Annotated in this window: 5 protein-coding genes, 1 tRNA gene and 3 pseudogenes; 8 read left to right on the forward strand and 1 reads right to left on the reverse strand. The window is 45.0% G+C overall.

Translation table 11 applies throughout. The annotated features are described in order from the left end of the window. Nucleotides 1-658: 658 nt before the first annotated feature. The 7 genes and pseudogenes from O9300_RS08840 to O9300_RS08870 form a co-directional block, all read left to right on the forward strand. Nucleotides 659-730, forward strand: a tRNA-Thr gene (locus O9300_RS08840). A 397-nt stretch (nucleotides 731-1127) separates the two neighbouring features. Further along, on the forward strand, nucleotides 1128-1481 hold the full coding sequence (locus O9300_RS08845) for a metal-sensing transcriptional repressor (RefSeq protein WP_002781887.1): 354 nt from the start codon (nucleotides 1128-1130) through the stop codon (nucleotides 1479-1481). 66 nt (nucleotides 1482-1547) lie between these two features. After that, on the forward strand, nucleotides 1548-1730 hold the full coding sequence (gene rpsU, locus O9300_RS08850) for a 30S ribosomal protein S21 (protein ID WP_002738938.1): 183 nt from the start codon (nucleotides 1548-1550) through the stop codon (nucleotides 1728-1730). Nucleotides 1731-1960: 230 nt separating this feature from the next. Further along, entirely contained in the window at nucleotides 1961-2614 is a 654-nt protein-coding gene (upp, locus tag O9300_RS08855; RefSeq protein WP_287971303.1) for a uracil phosphoribosyltransferase, read from the forward strand. A 14-nt stretch (nucleotides 2615-2628) separates the two neighbouring features. Then, nucleotides 2629-2916: a ssl2009 family thylakoid membrane protein gene (locus O9300_RS08860; protein WP_287971304.1), complete on the forward strand. Its 288-nt coding sequence runs from the start codon at nucleotides 2629-2631 to the stop codon at nucleotides 2914-2916. Nucleotides 2917-3108: 192 nt separating this feature from the next. After that, nucleotides 3109-3690, forward strand: a pseudogene (locus O9300_RS08865) (Uma2 family endonuclease); the annotation flags it as partial. A gap of 175 nt (nucleotides 3691-3865) precedes the next feature. Continuing rightward, nucleotides 3866-4075, forward strand: a pseudogene (locus tag O9300_RS08870) (Uma2 family endonuclease); the annotation flags it as partial. Between the two features lie 77 nt (nucleotides 4076-4152). On the opposite strand, the pseudogene O9300_RS08875 reads toward O9300_RS08870, so the two are convergent. Further along, nucleotides 4153-4284, reverse strand: a pseudogene (locus O9300_RS08875) (PEP-CTERM sorting domain-containing protein); the annotation flags it as partial. 159 nt (nucleotides 4285-4443) lie between these two features. On the opposite strand from O9300_RS08875, the gene O9300_RS19675 reads away from it, so the two are divergent. Continuing rightward, on the forward strand, nucleotides 4444-4538 hold a 95-nt coding region (locus tag O9300_RS19675), incomplete at its 3' end, for an IS1634 family transposase N-terminal domain-related protein (protein ID WP_502846391.1).

Genomic DNA, 4538 nt, shown 5'->3' on the forward strand with positions numbered 1-4538 from the left:
AACCCGGGGATGGGGATGATGAAATCTTTCCTAAGACAGTGAGTTCTTTTCTTCTTCCGTGAATTCTAGGTTAATCATGTTTTCAATGAGTGCTTTGCTTCTAATTATGACTCTTAAACTATATTATTGTCTTTGAGTAAAGAATGCAAGTTATAGCTGTGCAAAGTATACCTTCTAGCTCGCTTGTCCCCCTCTCAGCCCCACACCCCACACCCTCATAGGTATAGGTTTTTTACATTTAGATTTATAATGGAGTGAGACAAGGTAGACAAGGAGGGAAAGTGGACAAGGAAGAAGAAAGCAGCACAATGAATGAATCAGCCCTACCCTGCTCCCCAGGTCCAGTCATAGTAGGTTGATTCATGAATCAACCTACTATGAGAGCCAAAACCTGTACTCTTATGTCATTCTCTCAAATCCTTATCTGGCCATGTTTTTAGTCGATTTCTCGGAATAAATAGCTGAAAATTGGTCAAAACGTCGTGCTTTGCTTACCTCATAAGCGATTAAAGGTAGCAAAAAAAAGAATTAGATTCGGATTTCCCTCCTTGTCCTCCTTGTCTTGTCTTCACAGGTTTGTAAAATACCTACACCTGTGAGCCCCGGGAAAAAATTTTTCAGCAAGCCCTATTTGTGTTATAATTGGTTGGTCAAAAATGCTGGTGTAGCTCAGTGGTAGAGCAGCTGATTTGTAATCAGCCGGTCGCGGGTTCAAATCCCATCACCAGCTTCAATCTCTCACTCCTAATCGAACTTTTAAAAACCCACTCCCCACTCCCGCTCCCCACTCCCTGCTCCCCTATACTTTCTAAACAGGATTTAGTATCAGTAGTCAGTAGCCAGTAGTCAGGAGAATTAAGAATGAATAATAGTCGATTAAATGGTGTATTTACAGATTTTAGGCAATTGAATCCTTATTTTTGCCGTTTTTGAACCCTGAAAAATTAATTATGCAAGAGCGTCTAATTTGTGGATTTCATCCCTCCGGTTGGAATCAAGAGGAAAATTGCCCCGATTGGCAAACCGAAGACCCCTGAACGGAAATTCAAACCAGACAAAACCATTCTAGGGACTGGGGTTCGCAACTGTGGCACACTAGAGAGTAGAACTGAATTGACGGTAAGCCCTTGACTAATCAAATTACCCCTTTCGACCCCCTTCACAACCACGACGAGACGGGACATGACCACGAGTCAAAAGGGACTCCCCACGTCCATAGCGAAGCTTCCCTGAAGCAAATTATTAACCGTCTCTCGCGCATCGAAGGACATATTCGCGGCATCAAGACGATGGTATCGGAAAATCGTCCCTGTCCCGAAGTTTTGATGCAAATTGCCGCTATTCGCGGGGCGATTGATCGCGTCGCCAGAATGATCCTCGACGAACATCTGAGCGAATGTATTGCCAGGGCTGCCCAGGAAGGTAGTATCGAGACAGAAATTGAAGAATTAAAGGCCGCCTTGGATCGCTTTTTACCCTAGATTGTGCTATAATGAGAAGTTGGCATTTTTTAGGCAGAGAGCAATTACAGGAGGTGAATTAGGTTAATGACCCAAGTGGTAGTTGGTCAGAACGAGGCGATCGAATCAGCCCTGCGTCGTTTTAAGCGACAGGTAGCGAAAGCGGGAATTTATGCGGATATCAAAAAGCATCAATTTTTTGAAACCCCTCAAGAAAAGAGAAAGCGTAAAGCAGTAGCCCGGAGACGACAAAGAACCCGTCGTCGTTAAAATTCCCCAAGTCAGAAGCCGCTCGAAAGCTTCTGGCTTGCTTTTATTTTAACCTAGTTGTGGGGGTTGGGTTTTAGGGAAGTGGGGTGTGGGGTTGGGGGATGGGGAGATGGGGAGAAAAAAGCTGATTGCTGATTACTGATTACTGATCAGTGATCACTGATTACTGACTCCTGAAGGCTTTTTCGCTTAAGATAAAGTTTAGCCCTCGATCGAGTTCTAGTGTTTTCATGGTTTTACAACTGCGCGTCTACGTTCCCGAACATCCTCTGGTTAAGCATTGGCTGGCGATCGCCCGCGATCAAAATACCCCCTCGGTACTGTTTAAAACAGCAATGACGGAACTAGGGCGCTGGTTAACCTACGAAGCGGCGCGGCAATGGTTACCGACGCTGGAAACTAGCGTTAAAACCCCTCTAGCGGAATGTGCCGCTACTTTTATCGATCCTAGCGTACCGATCGCCGTAGTTCCGATTTTAAGGGCAGGATTAGCCCTGTTGGAAGGGGCGCAAAGCCTTTTACCCCTAGCTAGTACCTATCACCTCGGTTTGGCCAGAAATGAGGAAAACCTGGAGGTGAGTTGTTATTTAAATAAATTACCGGCCAGTTTTGATCCGGCCACGAGAGTCTTAATTCTCGAACCGATGTTAGCCACGGGGGGATCAATTTCAATGGCAATGACAGAAATTACCGGCAGAGGCGTTGATCCTGCCCTGATTCGCCTGATTTCCGTGGTGGCTGCCCCGCCGGCTTTACAGAAATTGAGTCAAAATTATCCCAGCTTGAACATCTATACGGCTATTATCGATGAAGGATTAAATAGCCGCGGTTACATCGTGCCGGGATTGGGCGATGCCGGCGATCGAGCTTTTGGAACCTATTAGGAGAAAAAGGGATTATGAGTCAGCGAGATGGGTTTACGGGCGGTTTTTTAGCCGGTGCGATTGTCGGTGGTTTAGTGGGCGGTGTTTTGGGGACAGTGTTGGCTAATCGCGGCCGTCGCGGTTTAGCAGATGGTGATAATCAAGCTTTTTTAGAGGAGATCCGCAATGGGCGCTTGACTCCAGAGGAAGGCATGGAAGTGGCCCGCCGCAGTTTGGAAGATAAAATTGCCCAGTTAAATCTAGCGATCGATGATGTGCGTCAACAGTTAGGATCGGTACAGGAAAACGGTAGCGATCATTAAATAGGGCTGGCCGAATAAATCTAAAAACCTTGTTGGATAATATCTTAAGAATAATGTGTTGACAATTAGGCAGAGCCTTGGAACCAGGAAAAACAATCATCGCTTAGACTTGATCGCACAAAAACAACGAAATATAAAACCGTAATTTTCTGTTAGAATTGGCAGTAATCAAACACCACGCTTGCAGGAGCTATGGTTAACCTCACCTATAACAAAAATCGCCCTCTTCCCAGCGCCGAAGAATTGCCATCTTCCGACGAAACTCCAGTGGACAATCAGTTACAGAATGATATTCCCAATCTGCTGCTAAGTTTATTGGCCTTAATTTGGTCTAGTCGAGATGATTGGTATTTTGGGGTAGATATGGCTGTCTATTACAACCCAGAGGAATCAGCTTTTGTCCCCGATGGCTTCTTAGCGGTTGGAGTCAACCATGATACGGGAGAAAGAGGTCGGTTAAGCTATGTTTTGTGGCAAGAAAAGTATATCTTGCCGATTTGGTTTTTAGAGGTAATTTCCGAGAAGTCTAATAGTGAGTATGAGGAAAAATTCTTAAATTACCAAACCCTGGGGATTCTGTATTATGCAATATACAATCCTTTGAGTGGCAGAAGGGGAAGATTTAAAAACCGACAAAGATTAGAGGTATATAAATTAATCTCAGGCAAATATGAACTTCTAGAAAGTGAGAATAATCGAGTTTGGTTGCCTGAAATTGGCTTGGCACTGGGTTATGAAAAAGGAGAACATATTGCTTGGTATCGGGAATGGTTATAAGTACCTAAGCAAAATTAATTACACATCTAAGCCACTACTCCGTCAGACTTCTGGTGTGAGGAAACAGTGAACTGAAAACTCAAATCCGATCCCTAATAGCTGTCTCCCGTCTCGGAGTCTCCCGTCTCGGAGTCTCCTGTCTCGACTAGGAAATTAATTTTGCACGACTACTTACTGGTATGACCAGTCAGGAAATCGCTATCTAACGGCTGAGGAAAGAGCGAACCAGGCTGAGGCGATCGCTGCTCAAGAACGGCTGGCAAAACAAGAGGCTGAGGCGATCGCTGCTCAAGAACGCTTGGCTAAACAAGAGGCTGAACAAAAAGCCATCCGGCTGGCTGAAAGGCTCAGAGCGCTTGGAATTAACCCTGATGAAATGTAGGTTCTGACTTCTCCAAGGTATCAAAAAACCCCCCCAAAAAAAGAGAGAGGAAACCCGCGTCTCCTCTCCCTGGGACATTATTTCCTCGCTTTGCGGACAGCACCCCCTAGCATTAAACCGCCCAGGGTGATAAAACCAAGAAGGCTGGGCGTGGGTTCGGGGACAGTGACTGCTGGAGTCGGAACTGTCAGTACGTTTGAGATTCCATAGAACTGGTATACCTGAACTTTCCCCATACATATGTACCATAACAGCCGAAAACCCTTATCCATCAATGGATACACCCCTTAACTTTTCTTAATGTACCCATGTAATTTGTAACATTTCTTAATGGACAAGAATTCTCTCCATTTGCTAAAATGATAGCCATGTATATAGAAAAAGTTCCTAACCGTAATTCCCCCCCCGCTGTTCTTCTTCGAGAGTCCTACCGAGAAGGAGAACAAGTCAAAAAAAGAACCCT

Source organism: Microcystis sp. LE19-195.1E (assembly GCF_027532095.1).
In the GTDB taxonomy this organism is placed as follows: domain Bacteria; phylum Cyanobacteriota; class Cyanobacteriia; order Cyanobacteriales; family Microcystaceae; genus Microcystis; species Microcystis aeruginosa.